The organism is Sphaerisporangium rufum (assembly GCF_016863395.1).
Taxonomy (GTDB): Bacteria; Actinomycetota; Actinomycetes; order Streptosporangiales; family Streptosporangiaceae; genus Sphaerisporangium; species Sphaerisporangium rufum.
This window is the reverse complement of record NZ_BOOU01000042.1, coordinates 1-21914: the sequence shown is the minus strand read 5'-3', so window position 1 is coordinate 21914 and position 21914 is coordinate 1. Positions and strand designations below refer to the sequence as shown.

Annotated in this window: 18 protein-coding genes and 1 tRNA gene; 15 read left to right on the top strand and 4 right to left on the bottom strand. The window is 73.2% G+C overall.

The window, feature by feature from the left end; genetic code table 11:
• Position 1: 1 nt before the first annotated feature.
• Positions 2-1270 carry an adenylyl-sulfate kinase gene (gene cysC / locus Sru01_RS14285; RefSeq protein WP_239137414.1) on the bottom strand — a complete coding sequence of 423 codons (1269 nt, stop codon included), beginning with the start codon at positions 1268-1270 and terminating at the stop codon, positions 2-4.
• Between the two features lie 91 nt (positions 1271-1361).
• On the opposite strand from cysC, the gene Sru01_RS14280 reads away from it, so the two are divergent.
• Both Sru01_RS14280 and Sru01_RS14275 read left to right on the top strand, forming a co-directional pair.
• Positions 1362-1901 carry a SigE family RNA polymerase sigma factor gene (locus Sru01_RS14280; protein ID WP_307812021.1) on the top strand — a complete coding sequence of 180 codons (540 nt, stop codon included), beginning with the start codon at positions 1362-1364 and terminating at the stop codon, positions 1899-1901.
• Positions 1898-3307, top strand: coding sequence for a hypothetical protein (locus Sru01_RS14275; protein ID WP_203984926.1), 1410 nt, complete (start codon positions 1898-1900; stop codon positions 3305-3307). Before Sru01_RS14280 ends, Sru01_RS14275 begins: the two co-directional genes overlap by 4 nt.
• 245 nt (positions 3308-3552) lie before the next feature.
• Here the strand turns inward: Sru01_RS14275 and Sru01_RS36210 are convergent, their stop codons facing one another.
• Positions 3553-5298 carry a serine/threonine-protein kinase gene (locus Sru01_RS36210; protein WP_203984924.1) on the bottom strand — a complete coding sequence of 582 codons (1746 nt, stop codon included), beginning with the start codon at positions 5296-5298 and terminating at the stop codon, positions 3553-3555.
• 113 nt (positions 5299-5411) lie between these two features.
• Between Sru01_RS36210 and Sru01_RS14265 the strand changes: the two genes are divergently transcribed.
• The gene (locus Sru01_RS14265; protein ID WP_203984923.1) at positions 5412-6125 is read left to right on the top strand and encodes an FHA domain-containing protein; all 714 of its coding nucleotides are present in this window, start codon (positions 5412-5414) and stop codon (positions 6123-6125) included.
• Positions 6126-6134: 9 nt separating this feature from the next.
• Here the strand turns inward: Sru01_RS14265 and Sru01_RS14260 are convergent, their stop codons facing one another.
• Positions 6135-7088, bottom strand: coding sequence for a M23 family metallopeptidase (locus Sru01_RS14260; RefSeq protein ID WP_203984922.1), 954 nt, complete (start codon positions 7086-7088; stop codon positions 6135-6137).
• Between the two features lie 334 nt (positions 7089-7422).
• The gene (locus tag Sru01_RS14255) at positions 7423-8154 is read right to left on the bottom strand and encodes a class I SAM-dependent methyltransferase (protein WP_203984921.1); all 732 of its coding nucleotides are present in this window, start codon (positions 8152-8154) and stop codon (positions 7423-7425) included.
• Positions 8155-8506: 352 nt separating this feature from the next.
• On the opposite strand from Sru01_RS14255, the gene mfd reads away from it, so the two are divergent.
• The 12 genes from mfd to Sru01_RS14195 all read left to right on the top strand — a co-directional run bounded on the left by mfd (position 8507) and on the right by Sru01_RS14195 (position 21829).
• The gene (mfd, locus tag Sru01_RS14250; RefSeq protein ID WP_203984920.1) at positions 8507-12073 is read left to right on the top strand and encodes a transcription-repair coupling factor; all 3567 of its coding nucleotides are present in this window, start codon (positions 8507-8509) and stop codon (positions 12071-12073) included.
• A gap of 55 nt (positions 12074-12128) precedes the next feature.
• On the top strand, positions 12129-12791 hold the full coding sequence (locus Sru01_RS14245) for a SurA N-terminal domain-containing protein (protein WP_203984919.1): 663 nt from the start codon (positions 12129-12131) through the stop codon (positions 12789-12791).
• A gap of 1 nt (position 12792) precedes the next feature.
• Complete coding sequence (locus tag Sru01_RS14240) at positions 12793-13788, top strand: nucleoside triphosphate pyrophosphohydrolase (RefSeq protein WP_203984918.1); 996 nt, start codon at positions 12793-12795, stop codon at positions 13786-13788.
• 104 nt (positions 13789-13892) lie between these two features.
• Complete coding sequence (gene eno, locus Sru01_RS14235) at positions 13893-15170, top strand: phosphopyruvate hydratase (protein WP_203984917.1); 1278 nt, start codon at positions 13893-13895, stop codon at positions 15168-15170.
• A gap of 57 nt (positions 15171-15227) precedes the next feature.
• The gene (locus Sru01_RS14230; protein ID WP_203984914.1) at positions 15228-15644 is read left to right on the top strand and encodes an FtsB family cell division protein; all 417 of its coding nucleotides are present in this window, start codon (positions 15228-15230) and stop codon (positions 15642-15644) included.
• A 24-nt stretch (positions 15645-15668) separates the two neighbouring features.
• A complete protein-coding gene (locus tag Sru01_RS14225; protein ID WP_203984912.1) occupies positions 15669-16220 on the top strand; it encodes a DUF501 domain-containing protein in 552 nt (183 codons plus the stop codon).
• Complete coding sequence (locus Sru01_RS14220; RefSeq protein WP_203984910.1) at positions 16217-17128, top strand: Ppx/GppA phosphatase family protein; 912 nt, start codon at positions 16217-16219, stop codon at positions 17126-17128. Before Sru01_RS14225 ends, Sru01_RS14220 begins: the two co-directional genes overlap by 4 nt.
• Positions 17129-17190: 62 nt before the next feature.
• Positions 17191-17991, top strand: a complete 801-nt coding sequence (locus Sru01_RS14215; RefSeq protein ID WP_203984909.1) for a uracil-DNA glycosylase — start codon at positions 17191-17193, stop codon at positions 17989-17991.
• A 192-nt stretch (positions 17992-18183) separates the two neighbouring features.
• Positions 18184-19542, top strand: a complete 1359-nt coding sequence (locus Sru01_RS14210) for an NAD(P)/FAD-dependent oxidoreductase (protein ID WP_239137413.1) — start codon at positions 18184-18186, stop codon at positions 19540-19542.
• A gap of 236 nt (positions 19543-19778) precedes the next feature.
• Positions 19779-19851 (top strand) — tRNA-Leu (locus tag Sru01_RS14205).
• A gap of 762 nt (positions 19852-20613) precedes the next feature.
• The gene (locus tag Sru01_RS14200) at positions 20614-21402 is read left to right on the top strand and encodes a Bax inhibitor-1/YccA family protein (RefSeq protein WP_203984907.1); all 789 of its coding nucleotides are present in this window, start codon (positions 20614-20616) and stop codon (positions 21400-21402) included.
• A 193-nt stretch (positions 21403-21595) separates the two neighbouring features.
• Positions 21596-21829: a DUF4287 domain-containing protein gene (locus Sru01_RS14195; protein WP_203984905.1), complete on the top strand. Its 234-nt coding sequence runs from the start codon at positions 21596-21598 to the stop codon at positions 21827-21829.
• Positions 21830-21914 lie beyond the last annotated feature (85 nt).

Below are 21914 nucleotides of genomic sequence, written 5' to 3'. Positions count from 1 at the left end.
CTCAGCGCACCCAGCCGCCGGTCTCCAGCAGCCGGACCACCGACTCCACGGCCCGGTCCACCGGCACGCCGGTCGTGTCGATGGCCAGATCGGCGTCGCCGGGCTCCTCGTAGGGGTCGGAGATCCCGGTGAACTCCGGGATCAGCCCGGCCCGCGCCTTGGCGTACAGGCCCTTGCGGTCGCGCCGCTCGCACTCCTCCAGCGGGGTCGACACGTGCACCAGCAGGAAGTCGGCGCCGACCTCCTCCACCATGTGCCGCACCTCGTCGCGGGTGGCGGCGTACGGTGCGATCGGCGCGCAGATCGCCAGGCCGCCGTGCCGGGCCACCTCGGCGGCCACGAAGCCGATCCGGCGGATGTTCAGGTCGCGGTCGGCACGCGAGAAGGTGAGGCCGGCCGACAGCAGGCGCCGCACGACGTCCCCGTCCAGGTAGGTGACCGTGCGGCCGCCACGCTCCAGCAGCGCGTCCCGCAGGCAGCGCGCGATCGTCGACTTGCCCGAACCGGACAGGCCGGTGAAGAAGACCACCAGCCCGCGCCGGTGCGGCGGGCCGGGCAGCGTGACCGGTTCCGGACCGGCCAGGTGCTCGGTGGCGCCGTAGGCGGTGGCCAGGTGCTCGCGCAACTCCAGATCGATCTCCGGCTCGCGCGGGGCCAGCGGCGCCACGACCACCCGGGTGCCGGCCGGCAGCCGGTCGCGCGCCTTGAGCGCCGCCCGCACCACCCCCGGGCCGCTCTCGCCGAAGGCCAGCGGCAGCAGCAGGATCGCCGCGTCCAGCTCTTGGGCGGTCGCGGTGATCTCGCCGAGGTCGTCCAGCGGCCCCCGCATGGTGACGGCCAGCACCGGACGGCCGCCGGCCTCGGCGCGCACCTCGGCCGGCGGGCGGCGCAACCGGGCGAACGGGCCGTGCTCGGCGGCCCCCAGCGAGCGCACCGGCCCGGCGACCAGCCCGTCGGCGGTGCGCTCGGTGACGGCGAGCACGGCGAGCCCGGCGCCCTCCGGGTCGCGCAGCACCAGCTCGTCGCCGGCGGACACCGGATGGTCGTGCGGGAGGTACAGGGTGACCGGGTCGGGCCACGGCGTGCCGTCGGCGAGCCGGCCGTTCTCGGTCACCGAGGCGACGTCGGCCGAGCCGAGGAAGCCGGTCAGCGGGCCGAAGGCGCCGCCCAGCAGCAGCTCCAGGTCGGCCAGCTCGCGTGCGTCCGGTGTCCACGACAGGTCGGGTCCGGCGTTCTCCGGCGCGACGGCCGTCCGCTCCACGTTTCCCACCGGCACAGGATAGTGAACCGGAGAGCCCGCGGTAGAGGCATAGCCGGGGTGGTCCCAGAGCGTCAACAGGAGGACATCCAACCCTCCGGAGGTGATCGTGGACGTTGCCGAGGAGCGACGTTTCCGCGAGTTCGTGGCGTCGCGCTCGCCGGCGCTGATGAGGCTGGGCTACCTGCTGACCGGCGGTGACCAGCACGCGGCCGAAGACCTGCTGCAGACGGTGCTGGCCCGGGCCGCGGCGCGCTGGGAACGCGTCGACGATCCCGAGCCGTACGTCCGGCGGGCCATGTACCGCGAGCAGGTGAGCTGGTGGCGCCGCGCCGCGCGGCGGCCGGAGACCGTGGTCCCCGAGGCGCCGGACGTGCCGGGCCGCGACGACACGCACGCGGCCGAACTGAAACTCGTGCTCCGCCGCGCGCTCGCCCGGCTGACCGCGCGCCAGCGCGCCGCCCTGGTGCTCCGCTTCTTCGCCGACCTGCCGGAGGCCGAGGTGGCCCAGATCATGGGCTGCTCCGTCGGCACCGTCCGCAGCACGGTCCACCGCTCGCTCGCCCGGCTGCGCGTCCTGGCGCCCGAGCTCGCCGACCTGGACTCCGCGTCCCGGCCCTCGATCAAGGAGGTCCAATCATGACCCTGCGCCCCCTGGTGTCCGAGGCGCTCAAGGAATGGGCCGAGGAGGCCCGGATCCCGCCCGACCTGGCCGACCGGGCGCTGCGCGGCCGGCGGCACCGCACCGCCCGCCGGTCGGGCACGATGGCGCTGGCCGCCGCCGCGACCGCCGCGATCGTGACCGGCGGCATGCTCGCGCCCCGCCTGCTGGACGGCACCCCGCCCGCCGCGACCGACCCCGCGTCCCCGGCCGCCACCTCCCCGGCGTCCCCGGCGCCGACCTACCCCGCCCCGACGCCGGTGGACACCGGCGCCCCGGTGCCCGTACCGCGCGAGGTGACGCCCGCGGAACTGCCGGCATCGCTGGACGTCCACACCGACACCGGCGACTCCCCGCCGAAGAAGCTGATCGCCGCCGGGCGGATCGCGGTCGCCGCCTACTACGTCTCCGGCACCGAGAAGATCGGCAAGAACAGCGACCGTGCCCACAGCACCTGGTACCTGTACGACCCGGGCACCGGCTCCTACGAGGAGACCGGCTGGTCGCAGGTGGACGTCGCGCCCGGGCTGAAGTACGCGGCGGTGCTGGAGCGCGACCTGCCGGCCCGCCGGGTGGGCATCCTGGACATGGCGACCCGGCAGGTGCGGTGGATCGCCCTGCCGCAGCCGGCGACGGACGTGGCCTGGTCGCCGGACGGTTCCCGGATCCTGGTCACCTCCTTCGACCAGGACCCGTCGGTCCGCATCGACATCTCCGCCGACGGGAACAGCTGGAAGAGTTCGCCGACCCGGCGCCTCGGCTTCCACATCGTGGACGCGGCCTCCGGGCAGGTGGCCTTCCACCGGGGGGCTTCCGGCGCCGACGGGCTGTTCGACGCCACCCCGTTCCGGTGGAGCCTCGACGGAACCCTGGTCATCGAACCGAACCCGGCGGCGCAGCGCCCGCCGGCCGAACCGGGCGGCGAACCGGTACCGAACGAGCTCTTTTACGACCTGGACGGCCGCCTGCGGCCCCCGTCCGTCCAGGACGTGGGCGGGACCTACCAGGCCGCCTACTCGTCCGGCGAGGCCGGCTACTCGCCCGGCGGACGGTTGTACAGCGGTCGGGTGAAGCCGAAGATCCCCGAGCCGGCCCGGACGTACTCCGGCGAGGAGCTGGAGCGCCCTCCCGCCGACCCGGGGCCGCTGACCGAGGTGCTCGACGTGGCCACCGGCCAGGTGGTAGGCCGGCAGAAGATGCTGCAGGTGAACGCCTGGGCGGACGATGGCCACCTCATCGGCTGGCAGTGCCTGGGCGAGTGCGAGGACGAGTTCGACGCCCGGCTGGCGCTGGTCAGCCTGGACGGCTCGAAGATCGTCCGGCTCTCCGGGGAGGCCCGTGACAGCCAGAAGTACGGCAGCTGGCATCCGCTGCTGACCCGGCGCTGACCGGCGCCGGCCCGCCTCGCGTCCGGGCGGTCCGGGCCGGCGGGCGACTCCGCTCCCGCGAGCCCGGCGCCGCCGGGCCGGGCCGCCCCGGAGCCGATCGCGGGGGCGCTCCGGTCCTGCCGGTCGTGCCGGTGGCCGGCCGGTCCACCGGCCCGTGCGGCCCGTGCGGCGTGACCCGTGCGGCGCGGGCGGCCGGCCGGTTCCGCGGCCGGCCCGCCCCGCCGGCCCTGCCTGGTGTGGGCCGGTCAGCCGGTCGGGCGATATTTCATCAGATAGCGCTCGACGTTGTCGGCGTAGGTGACCCAGTTCGGCGGCACGCCGCGGTAACGGAGCATCGGCTCGACCCCGGTGCGGTACAGCCCGCTCAGGTTGCGCACCGGGTCGCCGGGCACCGAAGTTATCTTGGGGCCGAGCGTGCAGAAGAACCGGCCCAGGGCCGGAATGGACAGCTTCGGAGATAGCGGCGGCTTCGGCTCCGGCCGGCTCAGGCCGCCGGGCTGCCAGTGCCGCAGCACGCTGGGCGTCCACCGGGCGATGCCGTATTCGTCGTTGCGCCGGTCGGCCAGGTGGGTGTCGAAGCCGCTCTCCGTCTTGAGCAGCGCCGCGATGAACGCGGGGCTGAGGCCCGGCTGGGTGCACATGGTGCCGGCCTGGATGATGAGCTTGCGGTACTTGGCGGGGATGTCGCTGTCCAGGTTCAGATAGCGCGAGTCCGGCCCGGCCGGCGAGCGGATGGCGACCGGCGCGGGCGACGACGACCCGGTCGCCGAGCCTAACGGGCTGCTCGCCGCGCCGGGCGTCACCGAGCCGGTGGCGCCCGTCGGCGCCTGCCGGCCGACCGGCAGCAGGTCGAACCCGGCCAGGACGGCACCCGCGGCGACCGCCGCCAGCACCGCACCGGCGACCACGGCGCCCGGACGCCACCGCCCGGCCCGGGACGCGGCGTCCGCCTCCGCCGAGCCGCCGGGGCCGCCACCGGAGAAGGCGGGACCGGTGCCCGCGGCGGCCGGATGGGTGGCGGTGCCGTCGCCGCCGGTCGCGCCCGGCCTCCCGGTGTCGCCGTCCGGACGGCCGGGGGCCACGGTCGTCTCCGCGCCGGGCGGCGGGATGGCCGGGCCGGTCCCCGGCACCACGCCGGCGGCGGGCTCGCTCGCGGGGGTGGGCTCGCTCGCGGGGGTGGGCGCGGCGTCGCTCGCCGGCCCGCCTCCGGCGGCCGACTCCAGGGCCGCGACGAACTCGCCGACCGTCGGCCAGCGCTCCTCCCGGTCGGCGGCGAGCGCCTTCATCACCACCTGGCCGACCGCCGCCGGCACCTCCGGCCGGTCGGTGCCGGGCGGCGTCCGCTCGCCGTACGGCGCGGGCGCCCGCCCGGCGAGCAAGTGGTAGACCAGCGCGCCCATGCCGTAGACGTCCGCGCGGGCGTCAAGGTCGTGGCCGATGGCGAGCTGCTCGGGCGCCGCGTATCCGAGCGTGCCGAGGCCGGCGGTCGCCCCGCCCATGGTGGCGAACTGCTTGGCGATGCCGAGGTCGGCCAGCAGCAGCCGCTCCTCGCCGGCGGAGGTGGAGCGGACCAGCACGTTGGACGGCTTGACGTCCCGGTGCACGACGCCCATGTCGTGCAGCACCGTCAGCCCCGCCGCGACGCTCGCCGCGGCGCGCACCGTCTCGCCGAGCGGCAGCGGCCCGCCGGCCAGCCGCTGCTCCAGGGTGCCACGGTCGGCGTACGACATCACGAAGTACGGCCGGCCGTCGGGCAGCTCGCCGATGTCGAAGACCTGGACGATCAGATAGGAGTCGGCCTGCCGCAACAGCCTGGCCTCCTGGAGGAACCGCCGCCGGACCCCCTGCCGGCCGGCCCAGTGCTCGTCGAGGATCTTGACGGCTACCGGCACGTCGAGCCGCTCGTCGTAGCCGAGCCAGACGTGGCAGAACCCTCCCTCGCCGAGAAGGCTGTCGATGCGATAGCGACCCGCGTGCGTCGGGCGGCTCATGCGGCCAATTTAGTGATTCCTTGCTGGAGCTTGTCAACGGTTGTAACCGTCTGGTGATGGTCGGGCCGGCCGGTGTCCGGGACGCGCGCGGGCCCGCGGGCTACGGTCATGCCATGCAGACGGTGCTGATCCAGACGGAGGCCGACGAGGCCGACAGTCCGCGCTCATGGGAACTCGTACCAGGTCAGGAGGTGACGTTCGGGCGCGGCGCCCCGGATGTGGCGGTGGACGTCGAGATCGCCGACCCGGCGGTCTCCCGGCTGGCGGGCCGGATCCGGGCGGTCGACACCTACTGGGTGCTGACGAACCTGAGCGGCACGCACACCTACGTCGTGGAGAACCCCGAAGGCGGCGGCGAGTTCGTCAAGGTGGCACCCGGCCGGGTGGACGCCCCCATCCCGTTCGAGTTCGCCCGGGTGGTGCTGCCCGGCGGGCGCGAGCCGGTGTCCTTCCTGGTCTTCGCGGCGGTGCACAACTACCTCGACCCGGTCTCGCTGTCCTCCGGGGCGGGCACGTCGCTGGCCTTCCCGCTGGACCCGACGGCCAAGTACTTCCTGGTGCTGGTCGCGCTGTGCGAGCCGCGGCTGCGCGACCCGTCCAGCCAGGTCATCCCCACCGTCAGCCAGATCATCGACCGGCTGGGCGACAGCGGGCTCACGCCGAGCGCGGTGGCCTTCCACATCAAGTACCTGGCGACGGCCAAGCTGCGGGTGCGCCAGGACGGGGAGGGTGGCCGGGCCGACTGGCAGCGCGCCGCGCTGATCTCCCTCGCCCTGCGCTTCGATCTGGTGCGGGAGGAGCACCTGGCGCTCCTCCCGCGGCTCTAGCCGTGCGGTTCAGCAGTTCGGGATGTCCCGCCCGCTGTTGTCCTTGGCCTGGTCGTTTCCCCAGCGCTTGAGGTAGTAGGCCGACACCCACTGGTTCCTGGTGGGGCTGCCGGAGTCGAGGTCGGTCTTCAGCCACCAGTGGTTGTAGTCCGCGCCGACCTGGACGTTGGGACCCCAGACGCGGCAGTAGACGTAGTTGGTGCCCTTGTTGAGCGTTCCGGTGCGGGTGCCGCCGGGTGTGGCGTACCCGGGGGCGTCGGCGTGGGTGTCCACCCAGTAGGTGGGCGGTGGCGTGGCGCAGGTGTTCCCGCTGGTCACGTTCCGCCAGGTCATGCTGTTCGCCGTGCCGTAGACGACGCCGCCGATCGTCGGTCTGACCCGCTCGGACCCGGCCTCTCCCCAGCTGGCGGAGCCGTCACCGTTCTGGTCGAAGCCGAGTTCGAAGTGCAGGTGCGGGTGGTCGTTCGCCGTCGGCCCGCTCTTGCCGACCAGGCCGATCGTGGCGCCGGCCGCCACCTTCGCCCCCACCTGGACGGCGCGTGACTGCAGGTGGAGGTAGGTGGTGAAGTAGCCGCCGCCATGATCGATCTGGATCATGTTGCCGGCGTTGGCGTGGTAGAAGGACTGCTTCACGGTGCCGGCCAGCGGGGCCACGACGGTGGCGCCCAGCGTGCCGGTCTGGTCGGGCTCCTTCACCATGTCCAGGGCAGGGGCGTGTCCCCAGGTGTCCAGCCGCCACTTCTGCCCGCAGGGGAAGGGCAGCTGGATGTTCGGCGCCGCCGCGCGCCCGCTGCCCGCCGCCGTGGTCGTGCCGGTCGCCGTGGTCGTGCCGGCCGGCCTGGACGCGGCCGAGGCCGGAGCGGCCGTGGCGAGTGCCGCGCCGAGCAGCGCGGCGACGGCCGTGGCGGACATCGCCGCCACGGTGGTGCCGGTGGCCGGTGCGGTGTCGGTTAATCGGGTCATATGAATCGTGCCCCTTGGAGTCGGGTCTGGTGGGCCGGTCCGGGTGCCGGACCGGCCTGGTGCCGGCCGGTGGCCGATGATGGCGGACGCCCCCGTGGTGCCCGCCATCACCGGCCGCCCCCGTGGCGTGCGATGGCGAACGCCCCCGCGCGCCCGCGGACCCCGCAGGTCCGCCGTCCCGGCCGTCTTCGTCCGATGACCGAGAGCAAACCGCAAACGCCCCGCCGCCGACACCTCCCGGTCGGGAGGGGGCCCGGCGGGAACCCTCACCGGAGGTTCCGCCGTTCCCCCGCGGTGCGGGCCGGGCGAGCCGCCCCCGCGGTGCGGAGCCGGCTCAGATGAGGCGGGCGAAGTGGTTCTGGGGCTTGCGGACGACGAAGGTGATCTCGTCGCGGGAGGCGGGCAGGCGCTCGCCGGACAGCTTCTCCACGACGCGGCACACCATCCGCACCAGGCGGCCGTGCGGTCCGCGCAACGCCGGCCCGGAGGCGCCCGGCAGCTCTTCGGAGATCATCAGGCCGCGCATCAGGCAGTACGACTGGATGCCCTCCCGCGAGGCCACCGGCTCGTACACCGCGGGCAGCGGGCCCACCGCGCCCCGGGGGGCGAGCCTCGGCCACAGGACCCGCCGGAGCCGCCCGCGCACCATCCGGTCGCACAGGCCGTACGCCGACGAGCGGTCGCGCATCCGGATCAGCAGCAGGCCGCCCGGCCGCAGCGTGCCCTCCAGGCGGTCCAGCACCAGTTCGGCGTGCCTTATCCGCTCCAGCACGAAGGGAAGGTGCACCACGTCGAACGCGCGCGGCGGCAGCGGGGCGGCCCGCAGGTCGCCCAGGTAGCAGGCCGCCAGGTCGGTACGGGCCCGCACGGCCGCGCGCAGCGCCGGGAGGTCCTCGTCGATGCCGGTGATCCTGGTCTCGACACGGTCGGCGCTCACGCCCTCGCCTCGCCCGCAGCCGACGATGAGGACGTCGAGCCGCCGGCCGAGCTGTTCGGCCCACAACTCCCGGATCCGCCGGCCGAAGAGGTCGTCCTGGGTCGCCGGGCGCCACCGCACGTCTGACATGCCACTCAGCGTATCCATCCGCGCGCCCTGGGTGACGGATCGCCGGCGGGGACAGGCCGCCCGGCGGATCCGCAGGCTCGGCTTTCCCCATCCTCTTCTCGTATGCCCGCGAATCTGGCGGACCGGTGGTTCCCGGCATGCCGCGGTCCGGCGGCAAGTAGCCTTGAGGGGACCCCGCGACCGATCCGGGGCCGCCCCCGCCGCCGCGCAGGGTCACCTGCGGCGGACCGAGCACGCCGGCCGGCGGGCGCGCGGCGTTGCGGCACGCGGGCGTGTCGTCACGCGGGCGTCCGCGCCGGGCCGCTCGCGAGGCGATCGAACAGACGGGCATGACCATGTGGGGGCATTTCTGATGAGTCTTTCCGGACTGCTCGATCTCGTCGTGGCGGACGCCGACCTCTCCGGCGCGCTGGAGCGGGCGGACCAGGACGTCGACCTGGTGGCGCCGCCGGCGCTACGGCCGTTCGCCGTCGCCGCCCTGGCGCGCCTGCGGCCGGTGCTCGCCGTCACCGCGACCGGGCGCGAGGCCGAGGACCTGGCCGCCGCGCTCTGCGGGCTGGTGGCCGACGACGCGGTGGCGGTGTTCCCCGCCTGGGAGACCCTGCCGCACGAGCGGCTCTCACCGCGCAGCGACACCGTCGGCCAGCGGCTGGCCGTGCTGCGGCGGCTGGCCCACCCGGTCCAGGGCGACGCCGCCGCCGGCCCGCTGCGCGTGGTGGTCACCCCGATCCGGGCGCTGCTGCAGCCGCTGGTCGCCGGGCTCGGCGACCTGGCGCCGGTCCGGTTGCGCGCCGGTGACGACGCCGAACTGGAGGAGGTGGTCGAGCGGCTGGTGGCCGGCGGCTACCACCGGGTCGACATGGTGGAGAAGCGCGGCGAGGTCGCGGTGCGCGGCGGCCTGCTGGACGTCTTCCCGCCCACCGAGGAGCACCCGCTGCGGCTGGAGTTCTGGGGCGACACCGTCGAGGAGATCCGCTGGTTCAAGGTCGCCGACCAGCGTTCCCTGGAGGTGGCCGAAGACGGGCTGTTCGCCGCGCCCTGCCGCGAGCTGCTGCTCACCCCGCAGGTCCGGACACGGGCCCGCGAGCTGGCCGGGCGGTACCCGGCGCTGGCCGAGATCCTCGACCAGCTGGCCGAGGGCGTCCCGGTCGAGGGCATGGAGGCGTTCGCCCCGGCGCTGGTCGACGGCATGGACCTGCTGATCGACCACCTGCCCGCCCGCGCGGCGATCTTCGTCTGCGACCCCGAGCGCATCCGCGGCCGGGCCGTGGAGCTGGTGCACACCAGCCAGGAGTTCCTGGAGGCCTCCTGGATCAACGCGGCGGCCGGCGGTGCGGCCCCGATCGACCTCGGCGCGGCCGCCTTCCGTGACCTGGCGGAGGTCCGGGGGCACGCGGGCGAGCTCGGCCAGCCGTGGTGGAGCATCGCGCCGTTCGCGACCACCGGCACCGGCGACGGCGCCGCCGCGGCCGGCCCGGCGGCCGGCGATCCGCACCTGTACGGGGACGGCACGGCGGTGGAACTGGCCGCCCGGGAGGCGGAGGCGTACCGCGGGGACACCCAGCGGGCACTGGGCGACATCAAGGGCTGGCTCGGCGACGGCCGGTCGGTGGTGCTGCTCAGCGAGGGCCACGGCCCGGCCGAGCGCATCGTGGAACTGCTCAGGGGGGTGGACGTCGCCGCCCGGCTGGTGCCCGGCCTGCCGGAGGCGCCCGGCCGGGACGTCGTGCACGTCACCACCGGCCGGATCGAGCACGGCTTCGTCACCGACCGGGTCGCCGTGCTCACCCACCTGGACCTGGTCGGCCAGAAGGCGTCCACCAAGGACATGCGCCGCCTGCCGTCCCGGCGCCGCAACATGGTCGACCCGCTGCAGCTCAAGGTCGGCGACCACGTGGTGCACAGCCAGCACGGCGTCGGCCGGTACGTCGAGATGGTGCAGCGGTCGGTGCAGGGCGCCACCCGCGAGTACCTGGTGATCGAGTACGCCAAGGGCGACCGGCTGTACGTGCCGACCGACCAGCTCGACGAGGTCACCCGGTACGTCGGCGGCGAGTCGCCGAGCCTGAACCGGATGGGCGGCGCCGACTGGGCCAAGGCCAAGTCGCGGGCCAAGAAGGCGGTCCGCGAGATCGCCGGCGAGCTGATCCGCCTGTACAGCGCCCGGATGGCCTCGCCCGGCCACGGCTTCGCCTCCGACACCCCCTGGCAACGCGAGATGGAGGACGCCTTCCCCTACGCCGAGACCGGCGACCAGCTGGAGGCCATCGACGAGGTCAAGCGGGACATGGAGCGGCCGGTGCCGATGGACCGGCTGATCTGTGGCGACGTCGGCTACGGCAAGACCGAGATCGCGGTGCGGGCCGCGTTCAAGGCCGTCCAGGACGGCCGGCAGGTCGCGGTGCTGGTCCCGACCACGCTGCTCGTCCAGCAGCACCTGTCGACGTTCGGCGAGCGGTTCGCGAGCTTCCCGGTCGTGGTGAAGCCGGTGTCACGGTTCCAGAGCGACGCCGAGGTCAAGGCGACGCTGGCCGGGCTGAAGGAGGGCGGCGTCGACATCGTGATCGGCACCCACCGGCTGCTCAGCCCGGAGGTGCGCTTCAAGCAGCTCGGCCTGATCATCATCGACGAGGAGCAGCGGTTCGGCGTCGAGCACAAGGAGGCCATGAAGCACATGCGCACCCAGGTGGACGTGCTCGCCATGTCGGCGACGCCCATCCCGCGCACGCTGGAGATGGGCCTCACCGGCATCCGCGAGATGTCCACCATCCTCACCCCGCCGGAGGAGCGGCACCCGATCCTCACCTTCGTCGGCCCGTACGACGAGAAGCAGATCACCGCGGCGGTGCGGCGCGAGCTGATGCGCGACGGCCAGGTGTTCTTCGTGCACAACCGGGTGTCGTCCATCAACAAGGTCGCCGCCCGGCTGCGCGAGCTGGTCCCCGAGGCCCGGGTCGCGGTCGCGCACGGCCAGATGAACGAGCAGCAGCTCGAGAAGATCATGGTGGGGTTCTGGGAGCGCGACTTCGACGTGCTGGTCAGCACCACGATCGTGGAGTCGGGGCTGGACATCCCGAACGCCAACACCCTGATCGTGGACCGGGCCGACAACTACGGCCTCTCCCAGCTCCACCAGCTGCGCGGCCGGGTCGGCCGGGGCCGCGAGCGCGGCTACGCCTACTTCCTGTACCCGCCGGAGGCGCCGCTCACCGAGACCGCGCACGAGCGGCTGGCCACCATCGCCCAGCACACCGAGATGGGCGCCGGCATGTACGTGGCGATGAAGGACCTGGAGATCCGCGGCGCGGGCAACATCCTCGGCGCCGAGCAGTCCGGCCACATCGCGGGGGTGGGGTTCGACCTGTACGTCCGGATGATGGCGGAGGCCGTGCAGGAGCAGAAGGCCAAGCTGTCCGGGGCCGAGACCGTGCCCGAGCGCGCCGACGTCAAGGTCGAGCTGCCGGTCAACGCGCACGTGCCGCACGACTACGTCACCTCCGAGCGGCTGCGCCTGGAGGCCTACAAGCGGCTGGCCGCGGTGACCTCCGGCGCCGACATCGTGGCGGTCCGCGAGGAGCTGGTCGACCGGTACGGCCGCCCGCCGCAGGAGGTGGACAACCTGCTGGAGGTGGCCCGGTTCCGGGTGCACGCGCGCGAGGCCGGGTTGACCGACGTCGCGCTGCAGGGACAGCACATCCGGTTCGCCCCGGTGACCCTGCGCGAGTCGCAGCAGGTGCGGCTGAACCGGCTGCACCCCAAGGCGATCTACAAGCCGGCGGCCGAGACCCTGCTGGTGCCGGTGCCCAAGACCAAGCCGGTCGGCGGCCGGCCGCTGCGCGACCTGGAGCTGCTCGCCTGGTGCGCCGACCTGGTGGAGGCGATGTTCCTGGAGCCCGCGCGGGCCGCCGCGGCTCGATGAACGGCCGGTGGCGGCGGCCGAGTAAAGTTACCCGCGTCTGTCGAAGGGACCGCTAGTGAAGTCGAATCGTCTGCGCGTGCTGCTCGCCGCGGCCGCCGCGACCGCCGGGCTGACCGCCTGCTCCTCGCCGGTCGGGGTCGGCACCGCGGCCACCGTCGGCGGCGAGCGCATCACCACCGCGCGGCTCAACGCCGACGTCGTGGAGTTCCAGAACGCCGTCCGGACGGCGAAGATCCCGCCGGACCAGTTGCAGATCCAGTCCTCCGTCCCGCAGGCCGTGCTGCTGCAGCTGGTGCAGATGCGGCAGTTCCGGCAGTTCGCCGAGCGGCAGGGGGTCACAGTGAGCGACGGCGACCTGGACAAGTTCGTCGCCGAGCAGGGCGGCCTGGAGAAGATCGGGCCGAACGCGCTGATCCGCGGCGTGCCGCCGTCGGAGACCCGCGAGTGGATCCGCACCGCGCTGATCTACCAGAAGTCGCTGGAGCGGTTCGGCGCCAACCTGACCGACCAGGCCTCCCAGCAGGCCGCGCAGGCCAAGCTGTTCCAGCAGCTCGACACCATCCCGATCAAGGTCGCGCACCGCTACGGCACCTGGGACACCCAGCGCGGCCTGGTCGAGGAGCCTCGGTTCGGCGCGCCCGCCCAGGCCGAGGCGCCGGCCGGCGGCCAGGGCCAGGGCGGCGGCCAGGGCGAGCCGGACCCGGCCACCGGCCAGTGAGATGACCCTCGTCGTGCTGACCACCTCGCCCCGGGTGGCCCCCGGGCTGCTCAGCGGGCGGGCCTGGTCGGTGCTGGGGGCCGGGCGGGTGCTCACCGGCACCGCCGATCACCCGCTGCTGCCGTATCTGTCGGACGAGGGCATCGCGGCGGAGGTCGTGCCGCCGGACCCGGCCGGGGTGGCGCGGGAGAGCGTCACCGGCACCCTGGTGTGGCTGGCCGCGCCGGACGGCGACGAGGACTTCCTGCGCGCGGTCGGCCAGGCCGCCGTCGCGCTGCCCGAGCCGCCGGTCATCGAGGTGGTCCCCGGCTCCTACGACCTGCCGGGCGCGCGGCTGCTGGATGTCGCCGGCGTGATGGACCGGCTGCGCCGCGACTGCCCGTGGGACCGGCGGCAGACCCACGAGTCGCTGAAGCCGTACCTGATGGAGGAGGCCTACGAGGTCCTTGCGACCATCGAGGACGGCGACCGGGCCGCGCTGCGCGAGGAGCTCGGCGACCTGTTGTTCCAGGTGGTCTTTCACGCCCGGCTGGCCCAGGAGCGCGACGCCGCGGACGGCGGCTTCGACCTGGACGACGTGGCGGCCGGGCTGGTGGAGAAGCTGGTCCGCCGGCACCCGCACGTGTTCGCCGGCACGGTGGTGAGCGACGCCGACGAGGTCAACGAGAACTGGGAGGCCATCAAGGCCGCCGAGCGGGCCGCCAAGGGCCGCGGGTCGGTGCTGGACGGCGTGCCGATGGGCCAGCCCGCGCTCGCGCTGGCCGCCGGCCTGCAGCGCCGGGCCGAGCGGGCCGGTGCTCCGGAGTCGCTGGGGCGGGCGGTCGGCCAGGGCGTCGGCCGCGAGCTGTTCGACCTGGTGCGACGGGCCCGGGCGGCCGGCCTCGACCCCGAGGCCGAGCTGCGCGCCGCGGCCCGGGACTACCGCGACCGGGTGCATGCGTGGGAGCGCTCCCGCGAGACGCCGGAGCCGGGGAGCGGGCCGCACGCCGGCCGGTAGGTGCCGCTAGGCTCAGCAGGCGAACCGTCCGCATCGCGCACGGCAGCGCCGCCGTGCAGGGCTTACCGGGGAAGGCCCCCGGGCAACGAGAAATAGGAGCACCTGTGGCTGCCATCGAGGCCGTTACCGCCCGCGAGATCCTCGACTCCCGGGGCAACCCCACGGTCGAGGTCGAGATCCTGCTCGACGACTACAGCACCGGCCGCGCGGCGGTGCCGAGCGGCGCGTCGACCGGGCAGTTCGAGGCGGTGGAGCTGCGCGACGGCGACGACCGGTACGGCGGCAAGGCCGTGCGCAAGGCCGTGCTGAACGTCACCGACGAGATCGCCGAGGAGATCATCGGGCTGGACGCCGAGGAGCAGCGCCTCGTCGACCAGACGCTGATCGACATGGACGGCACCCCCAACAAGAGCCGGCTCGGCGCCAACGCCATCCTGGGTGTGTCCCTGGCCCTGGCCAAGGCCGCCGCGGAGAGCGCCGACCTGCCGCTGTTCCGCTACGTCGGCGGGCCCAACGCCCACCTGCTGCCGGTGCCGATGATGAACATCCTCAACGGCGGCGCGCACGCCGACAGCAACGTGGACATCCAGGAGTTCATGATCGCGCCGATCGGCGCGGAGACCTTCTCCGACGCGGTGCGCATGGGCGCGGAGACGTACCACTCGCTCAAGGGCGTGCTCAAGGCCAAGGGGTACGCCACCGGTCTCGGCGACGAGGGCGGCTTCGCGCCGAACCTGCCGAGCAACCGCGACGCGCTCGACCTGATCCTGGTCGCCATCGAGAAGGCCGGCTTCACCCCGGGCACCGACATCGCCCTCGCGCTCGACGTGGCGGCCACCGAGTTCCACTCCGGCGGCGTCTACACCATCGACGGCAAGGGCAACAGCACCGACGAGCTCATCGCCTTCTACCAGGACCTGGTGCGCTCCTACCCGCTGGTCTCCATCGAGGACCCGCTGGACGAGGAGGACTGGGCGGGCTGGCAGGCGATCACCTCCGTCCTCGGCGACCAGGTGCAGCTGGTCGGCGACGACGTGTTCGTCACCAACCCCGATCGGCTGGCCCGCGGCATCGAGGAGCGCGCGGCCAACGCCCTGCTGGTGAAGGTCAACCAGATCGGCACCCTGTCGGAGACCCTGGACGCCGTCGACCTGGCCCACCGCAACGGCTACCGCTGCATGATGAGCCACCGGTCCGGCGAGACCGAGGACACCACGATCGCCGACCTGGCGGTGGCCACCAACTGCGGCCAGATCAAGACCGGCGCCCCCGCCCGGTCGGACCGGGTGGCCAAGTACAACCAGCTGCTGCGCATCGAGGAACTGCTGGACGACGTCGCCCGCTACGCGGGTCGCGCCGCCTTCCCGCGGTTCCGCGGCTAGGTTTTCCCTACGGCCTGCCCGGGTTCGTCCGGGCGGGCCGGGGAAACGGGGAGGGCCATGAAGAAGCGACCGCAGCTGACCGGCCGGGCCGCGATCCTGGCGGTCGTGGTGTGCGCCATCGCGATGAGCCTCGCCTACCCGGTGCGGGAGTTCATCGCGCAGCGCCGCCAGATCGCCCAGCTGGAGCAGCAACGGGCCGAGGCGCTGGAGGATCTGCGCGAGCTCGGCGAGCGCAGCAGGCTGCTGCAGGATCCCGGCTACATCAGCCGGGAGGCACGGTCCCGGCTGCACTACTGCCGGGCGGGCGAGAAGTGCTACGTCTGGAAGGACACGGCCCGCGGGTCCCGGTCGCCGGCGGCCGGCGCCCCCCCGCAGGCGAAGGCTCCCTGGTACCAGACGGTGTGGGAGTCGATCGAGGCCGTCGACCGGGGCACCGGCCGGCGGGTGGAGCCGGGGCGCACCCCGGCGCCGTGACCGTAGATCATCTCAGGAGTGGACATGGTGGATCCGGCCGACGCGGCCGCGGTCGAAGGTCAGCTCGGCCGCCCGCCGCGGGGCCTGAGGGCGGTGGCGCACCGCTGCCCCTGCGGGCTGCCGGACGTGGTGGAGACGGCACCCCGGCTGCCCGACGGGTCGCCGTTCCCGACCCTTTACTACCTGACCTGCCCGCGGGCGGCGTCGGCCATCGGCACCCTGGAGTCCTCCGGGCTGATGAAGCGGATGCAGGCCCGGCTGGCCGAGGACACCGAGCTCGCCGAGGCCTACGCCCGGGCACACGCCGACTACGTCGCGCGCCGGGACCGGGCCGCCGCCGAGGCCGGGGTGGCGCCGCTGCCGCCGGACATGCAGAGCGCCGGCGGCATGCCCGGCCGGGTGAAGTGCCTGCACGCCCTGGTGGGGCACGAGCTGGCGGTGCCGGGTGCCAACCCGTTCGGCCGCGAGGCGCTCGACGCGCTGCCGAAGTGGTGGCAGGACGGCCCGTGCGTGGCGGTGCCCGGCGGGCCCGAGGCGGCCGGTGACGGGGCCGGAGAATCACCGGAGGACGCATGACACGGGTGGCCGCGGTCGACTGCGGCACGAATTCGGTCCGGCTGCTGGTCGCGGACGTGCACGACGGCACGCTGACCGACGTCGAGCGCCGGATGGAGATCGTCCGGCTGGGCGAGGGCGTGGACCGCACGGGCACGCTGTCTCCCGAGGCGCTGGAGCGCACGTTCGCCGCGATGCGCGGATACGCCGCGCTGGCGGCCGAGCACGGCGCCGAGCGGGTGCGGGTGGTGGCCACCAGCGCCACCCGGGACGCGGCCAACCGCGACGACTTCGCGGCCGGCGTGCGGGAGATCTTCGGGGTGCCGCCCGAGGTGGTCACCGGGTCGGAGGAGGCGCACCTGTCGTTCCTCGGCGCCACCGCCGGCGTGAGCGGCCTGGCCACGCCGGTCCTGGTGGTGGACATCGGCGGCGGGTCCACCGAATTCGTGCTCGGCACCCGGGACGTGGAGAGCGCCATCTCGGTCGACATCGGCTGCGTGCGGCTCACCGAGCGGCACCTGGCCGGCGGGACGACCACCCAGGCGGTGGCCGCGGCCATCGCCGACATCGAGGCGGCCCTGGACCGGGTGACCGCCGTGGTGCCGGTGACCCGGGCCGCCACGCTGGTGGGCCTGGCCGGATCGGTCACCACGGTGGCCGGCATCGCGCTCGACCTGCCCGCCTACGACCCCGCGCGGATCCACGGCGCGCGCATCGGCGCCGAGCAGGTTCACGAGATCAGCGAGCGGCTGCTGGCCATGACGCACGACGAGCGGGCGGCGATCCCGGTGATGCACCCCGGCCGGGTCGACGTCATCGGGGCCGGCGCGCTGGTCCTGGACCACATCGTGCGCCGGTACGGCCTGCCGGAGGTCGTGGTGAGCGAGCACGACATCCTGGACGGCATCGCCCACGGCCTGGTGGCCTGAGCGGGCATGGGTCCCGCCGAGCCCGGTACGAGCCCCCGGACGAGCCCTCGGGTGAGGGCGGCATGAGCTCGGTGCCCCCCGGCAGCGGCCGGCCGGAGGATCCGGCCGGCCCCGAGACCCCGGTGGCGCGTACCCCGGCCGAGGTGGCCGTGCTGGCCGCCGGCAGTGGCACGCTCGGCGAGCTGACCGCGCGCGAGTCGGTGTGCCGGGCCTGCCCGCGGCTGGTGGAGTGGCGCGAGCACGTCGCCGACGTGCGGCGGCGCGCGTTCGCCGAGCAGACCTATTGGGGCCGGCCGGTGCCGGGGTGGGGGGCGGCCGACCCGCGTGTCCTGATCGTCGGCCTGGCGCCCGCCGCGCACGGCGGCAACCGCACCGGGCGGATCTTCACCGGGGACCGCAGCGGCGACTGGCTGTTCGCCTCGCTGCATCGCACCGGATTCGCCGCGCTGCCCACCAGCACGCACGCCGGGGACGGGCAGCGGCTGATCGGCGCCCGGGTGGTGGCGGCCGTCCGGTGCGCCCCGCCGGCCAACAAGCCGTCGGTCGAGGAGCGCGCCGCGTGCGAGCCCTGGCTGGCCCGGGAGCTGGAGCTGGTGGCCGGCACGGTGCGGGTGGTGGTGGCGCTCGGCGGGTACGCCTGGCAGGCGGGGTGGCCGGCGCTGCGCGCGGCCGGGTTCCAGGTGCCGCGCCCGCGGCCGGCGTTCGGGCACGGCGTCGAGTACGAGATCGCCGGACCGGGCCGGGTGGTGCGGCTGCTCGGCTGCTACCACCCGAGCCAGCAGAACACCTTCACCGGCCGGGTGACCGAGGCGATGCTGGACCAGGTGTTCGCCCGGGCCGCCGAACTGGCCGCCCGGGACTGACCCGGAGCGGATCCGGGGTAGGTGCCGAACAGGGGGCCCGACCGGCCGGTGGACGTGATGTCCGTCACTGTGCGCTGGTCGACCGGTGTTCCCCGGAAAATCTCCTGTCGATCAGGGCCAAAGGTCAATATATTCCAGACTTTCGCCCATGGCCGATTGGCGGCGAGATCTGGTTGTGACGTATGCTTGTGAATGGTTTCACAAGCGACCATGCCGCAAAGGGGCACTCACGTGGACCACAAGACGAAGCACATCCTGATCGTCGGCGGAGGGTACGTCGGTCTCTACACGGGCCTGCGGCTGCAGCACCGGCTGCGCCGCGAGCTGCGGTCCGGCGAGGTGCGGATCACCATCATCGACCCGCAGTCCTACATGACCTACCAGCCCTTCCTGCCGGAGGCGGCCGCGGGCAACCTGTCCCCCCGGCACGTCGTCACGCCGCTGCGCCGGATGCTGCCCAAGGTCCGCATCCTCAACGGGCGGGTCACCAAGGTCCACCACGCCGAGAAGACGGTCACCTTCCAGCCGGCCGCCGGGCCGAGCGAGGAGCTGTCCTACGACATCATCGTCATGGCGGCCGGCTCGGTCTCCCGCACGCTGCCCATCCCGGGCCTGGCGGACGCGGCCATCGGGTTCAAGACCGTCGGCGAGGCCATCGCGCTGCGCAACCGGGTGCTGGCGCTCTTCGACCGGGCCGACTCCACCGACGACGAGCAGGTGCGCCGGCGGGCGCTCACCTTCGTGGTGGTCGGCGGCGGCTTCGCCGGCGTCGAGGCCCTGGCCGAGCTGGAGGACATGGGCCGCGACGCGGTGCGCTACTACGAGAGCCTGAGCGAGGACGGCCTGCGCTGGGTGCTCGTGGAGGCCAGCGACCGCATCCTGCCGGAGGTCGGCCCCGAGATGGGCGCCTGGACGCTGGAGCAGCTGCGGGCCCGCGGCATCGAGGTCAAGATGCGCACGCTGCTGAAGTCCTGCGAGGGCGGCCGGGTGGTGCTGTCGGACGGGGAGACCTTCGAGTCGGCCACCATCGTGTGGACGGCGGGTGTGAAGCCGAGCCCGGTGGCCCACGCCGGGGACCTGCCGCTGGACGAGCGGGGCCGGATCAAGACCTCTCCCCGGCTGACCGTGGTGGGCACCCGCGACGCCTTCGCCGCGGGCGACGTGGCCGGGGTGCCCGACCTCACCAATCCCGGACAGTACTGCGCGCCGAACGCCCAGCACGCGGTGCGGCAGGCGAAGGTGCTCGCGGACAACATCGTCAGCACGGTGCGGGGCCGGCCGCTGCGCGACTACCGGCACCGGTACGCGGGCTCGGTGGCCGGTCTCGGCCTGCACAAGGGCGTCGCCAACGTCTACGGGATCAAGCTGCACGGATTGCCTGCGTGGTTCATGCACCGCACGTACCATCTGTCCCGGGTGCCGACGTTGAACCGCAAGGTCCGCGTGGTGGCCGACTGGACGCTCGCGCTGTTCTTCAAGCGGGAGACCGTCTCACTCGGTGAGATCGAGTCGCCGCGGGAGGAGTTCCGCGCCGCCGCGACCACCGGCTGACGGCCGATACCTGCGACCCGCGCCCCCCTCGCCGGGGGCGCGGGTCGTACTGTTCTGCCGGGGCATAACCTTGGCGACGTAGGGAGAAATTGGGCTTCTTGGGTGGTCTGTTGGGCATTGACCGAGTCACGGGAGCGCGTGACGGATACCGTTATCTTGCGCACAACGGATGGAAGAGCACAGACGTTGGCTCTGACCCGTTACGCAAGTGTGGTCCGTTACGTATGATTTACGGCGCCCCCGTAGCCCAATGGCAGAGGCAAACCCCTTAAAAGGGTTCCAGTGTGGGTTCGAGTCCCACCGGGGGCACCCGTGCCGCTATATCAAACGTCGCCGGGACCGCCTCCGCATCCGCTTCTCCGCTTCCGCGCGCCGATCGCCCGATGGCAGCGGGGGATCCGTTGCGCCGCTCGGCAAATCGTTACCGTTCCGTGATGTCGTCGAACGATGAGCGCGCGGGCCGCGGGATGCGCTTTGGGCCCCCTTGTCGAAGCGGTAAAGGGGATGAGGTGCCGTTACTCGCCTAGATGCGTCGTCGGCGCATCGAAAGGGATACCTTCCACAGTGGCCCTGGTGGCGGGGTCAAGTAATCAGTTGCCGGTTCGCCGGATAATGCGAAGAGTTTACTACCCGACATATCGATTAAAGTCGGACTCTCCTTGGTGTTATAGGCAGGACAGAACCTGGGTGCGCCTTCTCCATGGCGCGCACCGGTGGCGCGGGCCCGGCCGGGGGAGGCCCTCGCCGGGCTCGGCCCGTGCCGCTTCACCCCGCCGCGTCCCGCCGCTTCGCCCGTCGCATCTCCCGCCGGTTCCGCCCGTCGCGGGGCCCGCGGCCGGCGCCGCGGGTGGAAGATCGGAAAATACGCCGGGAAGTGGGCGCGTGCCGGAACTTCGGAGCGGCATACGTCGTTGTACCCGTTGCCGCTGGAGCTGGGATGCCGGTGCCGGCGGCGGAACACGGCAGGGGCCTCCCCCACCGCCACCGGACACTTAAGAGCTGAACGCGCCAGGCGGCACCGCCTGTACGGCCGAGCCGCACAGGCAGACGCAGGTCGCAGTGGAGGCATTGATGCAGAGCAAGAACCCGGTCATCGGGAAGCTGGGCCGGAACGGCCGCCAGGCATGGGGCGGCCCCCAGGCGAGCCCCGAATACCTGCAGAGCATGTACGACGCGCCGGCGTACGCCCCGCCCACCGCCGCCCGGCCGATGACCATCGACGACGTCGTCGTCCGCGGGTTCATCACCCTGGGCACCCTGGTGGCGTCCGCCGCGCTGGCCTGGTACCTGAACCTCGGCGCGGTGATCATCTTCCCGGCGGTGATCGTCGGCCTGGTGCTCGGCCTGATCGTGTCGTTCAAGCAGAGCACCAACCCCGCGCTGATCCTCGGCTACTCCGTCTCCTACGGGCTGGCCATCGGGGTGATCAGCAACTACTACAACGACCGCTTCGATGGCATCGTCTTCCAGGCGGTCCTCGGCACCATGGTCGCCTTCGGCGGCACGCTGGCGGTGTACGCGCTCAAGATCTTCCGGCCCACGCCGAAGTTCATCAAGTTCGTGGTCGCCGCCGGGTTCGCCGCGATCGGACTGATGCTGGTCAACTGGATCGCGAGCATCTTCACCGACGGCGGCCTCGGCCTGCGCACCGACAGCCCGATCGGCTGGATCTTCAGCGTCGCGATGATCCTGCTCGGCTGCTTCTTCCTGCTCCTGGACTTCGACGCCGTCGAGCAGGGCGTCCGCGCGGGCGTGCCGGAGCGCTACAGCTGGCTGATGGCCTTCGGCCTCACGGTCAGCCTGGTCTGGATCTACCTGGAGATCCTCCGCTTCGTCAGCTACTTCTTCAACAACGACTAGATCCACGTCAAAAACGCCCCGCCGGTTCTCCGGCGGGGCGTTTCGCGTCGCATGGCCGTGCACGCAGTGGGTACGCCCACTACCAGCGACCGATGATCTACCCCGGGAAGAAAAGGCAGGCCGCCCAGGTCTTGCCATCCCGGAGTCGGTGATGCAGTGTCTAGCAAAAGAGGCTTCACTCATGGAGGTGCCCATGTCGTTGAACCACTCACCGGAGCTGCAGAACAAGCTGATCGCCAGAGTCCCGGACATCACGGGTCGTGCACTCCCGGAGTGGTTCCAAGCCATCGACAACGGCCCGTCGTTCCTACGCTGTGACGAGCGGGCCAACTGGCTCGCCGACGAGCACGGGCTGACCCACGGCTACGCCGCCGCGATCGTCATCGAGCACGAGCGGCAGCGCCGTTCCCGGATGGGCTTCCTGTAGCCCCATCCCGTCCTCAAGCGCCCACGCCTGCCGGTGTGGGCGCTGCTGTGTTTTTTGGCGCTCGCTCCGCTCGTGCTGCGTTCGG

What these genes read in the sequence shown, in the direction of transcription:
- Sru01_RS14260 (WP_203984922.1), bottom strand. Translation starts at nt 7,088, where the DNA reads ATGACCCGATTAACCGACACCGCACCGGCCACCGGCACCACCGTGGCG.
- Sru01_RS36210 (WP_203984924.1), bottom strand. Translation starts at nt 5,298, where the DNA reads ATGAGCCGCCCGACGCACGCGGGTCGCTATCGCATCGACAGCCTTCTC.
- Sru01_RS14240 (WP_203984918.1), top strand. Translation starts at nt 12,793, where the DNA reads ATGACCCTCGTCGTGCTGACCACCTCGCCCCGGGTGGCCCCCGGGCTG.
- Sru01_RS14200 (WP_203984907.1), top strand. Translation starts at nt 20,614, where the DNA reads ATGCAGAGCAAGAACCCGGTCATCGGGAAGCTGGGCCGGAACGGCCGC.
- Sru01_RS14230 (WP_203984914.1), top strand. Translation starts at nt 15,228, where the DNA reads ATGAAGAAGCGACCGCAGCTGACCGGCCGGGCCGCGATCCTGGCGGTC.
- Sru01_RS14225 (WP_203984912.1), top strand. Translation starts at nt 15,669, where the DNA reads ATGGTGGATCCGGCCGACGCGGCCGCGGTCGAAGGTCAGCTCGGCCGC.
- Sru01_RS14265 (WP_203984923.1), top strand. Translation starts at nt 5,412, where the DNA reads ATGCAGACGGTGCTGATCCAGACGGAGGCCGACGAGGCCGACAGTCCG.
- Sru01_RS14195 (WP_203984905.1), top strand. Translation starts at nt 21,596, where the DNA reads ATGTCGTTGAACCACTCACCGGAGCTGCAGAACAAGCTGATCGCCAGA.
- Sru01_RS14275 (WP_203984926.1), top strand. Translation starts at nt 1,898, where the DNA reads ATGACCCTGCGCCCCCTGGTGTCCGAGGCGCTCAAGGAATGGGCCGAG.
- mfd (WP_203984920.1), top strand. Translation starts at nt 8,507, where the DNA reads ATGAGTCTTTCCGGACTGCTCGATCTCGTCGTGGCGGACGCCGACCTC.
- Sru01_RS14215 (WP_203984909.1), top strand. Translation starts at nt 17,191, where the DNA reads ATGAGCTCGGTGCCCCCCGGCAGCGGCCGGCCGGAGGATCCGGCCGGC.
- Sru01_RS14220 (WP_203984910.1), top strand. Translation starts at nt 16,217, where the DNA reads ATGACACGGGTGGCCGCGGTCGACTGCGGCACGAATTCGGTCCGGCTG.
- Sru01_RS14210 (WP_239137413.1), top strand. Translation starts at nt 18,184, where the DNA reads ATGGTTTCACAAGCGACCATGCCGCAAAGGGGCACTCACGTGGACCAC.
- Sru01_RS14255 (WP_203984921.1), bottom strand. Translation starts at nt 8,154, where the DNA reads ATGTCAGACGTGCGGTGGCGCCCGGCGACCCAGGACGACCTCTTCGGC.